The 3,028-nt window shown below is 72.2% G+C and carries 5 protein-coding genes; 2 read left to right on the top strand and 3 right to left on the bottom strand.

The genetic code is table 11. From position 1 onward, the window contains the following. Together LQV45_RS23235 and LQV45_RS23230 are read left to right on the top strand one after the other, a co-directional pair. The coding region (locus LQV45_RS23235; RefSeq protein WP_230009018.1) for an A/G-specific adenine glycosylase at positions 1-798 on the top strand (798 nt) is incomplete at its 5' end. Between the two features lie 16 nt (positions 799-814). Next, positions 815-1,312, top strand: a complete 498-nt coding sequence (locus LQV45_RS23230) for a hypothetical protein (protein ID WP_230009017.1) — start codon at positions 815-817, stop codon at positions 1,310-1,312. 3 nt (positions 1,313-1,315) lie between these two features. Here LQV45_RS23230 and dhaM read toward each other — a convergent pair whose 3' ends face one another. The 3 genes from dhaM to LQV45_RS23215 form a co-directional block, all read right to left on the bottom strand. After that, positions 1,316-1,987, bottom strand: coding sequence for a dihydroxyacetone kinase phosphoryl donor subunit DhaM (dhaM, locus tag LQV45_RS23225; protein WP_230009016.1), 672 nt, complete (start codon positions 1,985-1,987; stop codon positions 1,316-1,318). Beyond that, positions 1,984-2,616: a dihydroxyacetone kinase subunit DhaL gene (dhaL, locus tag LQV45_RS23220; RefSeq protein ID WP_223914688.1), complete on the bottom strand. Its 633-nt coding sequence runs from the start codon at positions 2,614-2,616 to the stop codon at positions 1,984-1,986. The genes dhaM and dhaL overlap by 4 nt, the downstream gene beginning before the upstream one ends. Positions 2,617-2,618: 2 nt before the next feature. Next, positions 2,619-3,028, bottom strand: a 410-nt coding sequence (locus LQV45_RS23215) for a dihydroxyacetone kinase subunit DhaK (RefSeq protein WP_230009015.1), incomplete at its 5' end; no start/stop codon positions are given.

Raw genomic sequence — 3,028 nt, 5'->3', positions numbered from 1 at the left:
GTCCGGGTCCTGCCGGTCTGGGAGGAGTGGCTGCGCCGCTGGCCGGAACCGGCAGATCTGGCCGGCGAACCCGCCGGGGAGGCCGTCCGGTCCTGGGGCCGGCTGGGATATCCCCGGCGCGCCCTGCGCCTTCATGCTGCCGCCGTCGCCATCAGGGACAGCCACGGCGGGGCCGTCCCCGGCACCTACACCGAGCTCCTGGACCTGCCGGGCGTGGGCAGCTACACGGCCGCGGCCGTCGCCGCGTTCGCCTACGGATGCCGCGAAACGGTGGTGGACACGAACATCCGCCGGGTCCACGCGCGGCTGGTCACCGGCTCTGCCCTGCCGGCGCAGGCCCTGACCGCCGCCGAAATGCGGCTGGCGGCATCGCTGCTTCCGGAACGCCCCGGCGCCTCGGTGCGCTGGAACGCCGCCGTCATGGAACTCGGCGCCCTGGTCTGCACTGCGCGGACCCCCAAGTGCGGCCAGTGCCCTGTCCGGGAGTCCTGCGCCTGGCTGGCGGCCGGGGAGCCGGCGCCGACGTACACGCCCAAGGGACAGGCCTGGCACGGCACGGACCGGCAGGTACGCGGCGCCGTGATGGCCGTCCTGCGGGCAGCCGAGGAGCCCGTGGCGCCGGTCCTGTTCCACCAGGCTCCCGCGGACCTGGGCTTCGAACCGCAGGGCATCGGCATTCCGCTCGCGGCCCTGCACCGGCTCAACGCGGCCCCCGAGCAGCTGGAACGGGCGATGGCAGGGCTGCTGGGCGACGGCCTCGCCGAACTGCACCAGGGCGGCTTCCGGCTCCCGGGCTGAGGATCTACGCTGGAGCATGCGCAAGCTGGCGGCCGCGGCCGTGCTGGTCCTCACCGCAGTCGTGGCTGTCGCGTGCCGGCCGGAGGCCGCCTGCCCGGCGATCGCCCAGGCGCCCGTTGTGTCGCTCACGGTGGACCGGGAGTACGCCCCGTCAGTGCGGACCATCCATCTGGCCGCGTGCCAGGACGGCCGCTGCAAGGAGGCGGACCTCGAACTGGTTCCCGGGAGCACGGCCGTGGACCAAGGCTGCGAGCCGGGCCCCTACGGCGGCGACTGCGTCTGCTCGGCCACTTCTTCGCCCGACGGCACCCTGACCGGAATGCTGATGATGGAGACGCTGAGCGCCAGCCGGATCGAGGTGACGGCCACGGGCACGGACACCGCCGGGAACCCGCTGCCGGCCAGGACCGCGGCGTTCACGCCCCGGGCGGCACACCCGTTTGGTGAGCAGTGCGGAACCTTCATCACCGCCAGCGTGGTGCTCGACGCGGCCGGCCTCCGCCAGGCACCCTAGCGCTTACGGTTCTCCGAACCCCGAGCCGACCAGGCGTTCAAGGTAGTCGACAGCCTTGGCGGCGTCCGGGCCGCTGGCCTCCACGTGCAGGACGGTTCCCTTGCCGGCGGCAAGCATCATGAGCTCGGTCATGGAGGCGCCATCGGCGCCGTTCACGGTCACCTCGGCGTCCATGGCGGACAGGCCTCCGGCGATCTTCGCTGCCGGCCGGGCATGCATGCCGGTATGGTTGACGAGCACAAAGTCCCCGGTGGCGTCCGGCGGCTGCTGGTGCACATGCCCCGCCTCCGCGGGATGGGCGGGGGGCCGGTAGACGGCCTCGGCCGCGTCCTTCACCGCTGCCGCTTCGGCCCCTGCCTGGGCAGCCACCGCGGCCGCGACGAGTCCTTCGACGATGGGCGCGTCAGCAATCAGCACCGAGCCTGGATCGGCTGCAAACTCCGCAGCGGACTCGGCCGTCATCACCGCGGAGCCGAGGTCGGCGAGCACCACCACACCGTCACCGGCAGCCTGCTCCAGGGCCGCCATGACCTTGTCCAGGCTCGTGCCGATGCGGCCGTCGTCGGTGCCGCCGGCGGGGAGGATCAGGACGTCGGGAGCCATCTGCGCGGCGAGTTCGACGGCGCCGTCCGCGATCTTGGAGCTGTGCGAGACGACCACCAGCCGGACTGTCATTCGGCCGCTCCGGCCGCGGCGCGCAGAATCAGCGCGCTGGAGACCGCTCCGGGGTCGCGGTGGCCGATGCTGCGCTCCCCCAGGTAGCTGGCCCGGCCCTTGCGGGCGAGCATCGGATCCGTGGACACGGCGCCGGCTTCGGCGGCTTCCGCCGCGGCAAGCAGCACCTTTCTGACGTCCCCGTCGCCGTCGCCAGCCGCTGCGGCGGCCGCCTCGATCGCGGGAGTCCAGGCGTCCACCATGGTCTTGTCGCCGGATTCGGCCTTGCCGCGGGCGACGATCCCGTCGCGGGCGGCCTGCAGCGCGGCGGCGAGGGTGGCGGCGTCGACGTCGGAGCTCTCACCCAGGGCCGTGGCGGCCCGCAGGAACGCCGTGCCGTAAAGCGGGCCGGCCGCCCCGCCAACCTTGGACATCAGCGTCATGGCCGTCAGTTTCAGCGCCGCGGCCGGGGTTTCCGGCGGCGCCTCGGCAAGTTTGTCCATCACGGCCCTGAAGCCGCGGTCCATGTTCTCGCCGTGGTCCGAGTCCCCGATGGGCCGGTCCAGCTCGATCAGTTCCACCCGGTGTTCCGCCATGGCCTGCGCCGAAAGCGTCAGCCACCGCACCGCCCAGCCGACGTCCAAGCCCACGGTCAGACGCCCCAGCGAAGGGCCGGAGTGTGCACTGGAGCGTCCCAGAGCGTTGTCATCTCGTCATCGAGGCGCAGGACAGTGATGGAGCAGCCCTGCATTTCGAGGGAGGTGATGAAGTTGCCCACCAGGGAGCGGGCCACGGTGACGCCCTGCTCGGCCAGTTTCTGCGCGGCCCTGCGGTAGACGATGTACAGCTCGCTTTGCGGGGTGCCGCCCATGCCGTTGACGAACAGGAGCACCTGGTCCCCGGAAGCAAGGCCGAGGTCGCTGACCACCGGATCCAGGAGCCGGTCGGTGATGCCGTCGGCGTTTTCCATCGGGATGCGGTGCCGTCCCGGTTCGCCGTGGATGCCGATGCCGATCTCGATCTCGTTTTCCTCGAGCTCAAAACTGGGCACCCCGGCATGCG

The organism is Microbacterium sp. Bi128, from assembly GCF_918698205.1.
Note: the sequence above shows the minus strand (reverse complement) of the source record. Positions and strands in the feature narration are given on the sequence as shown.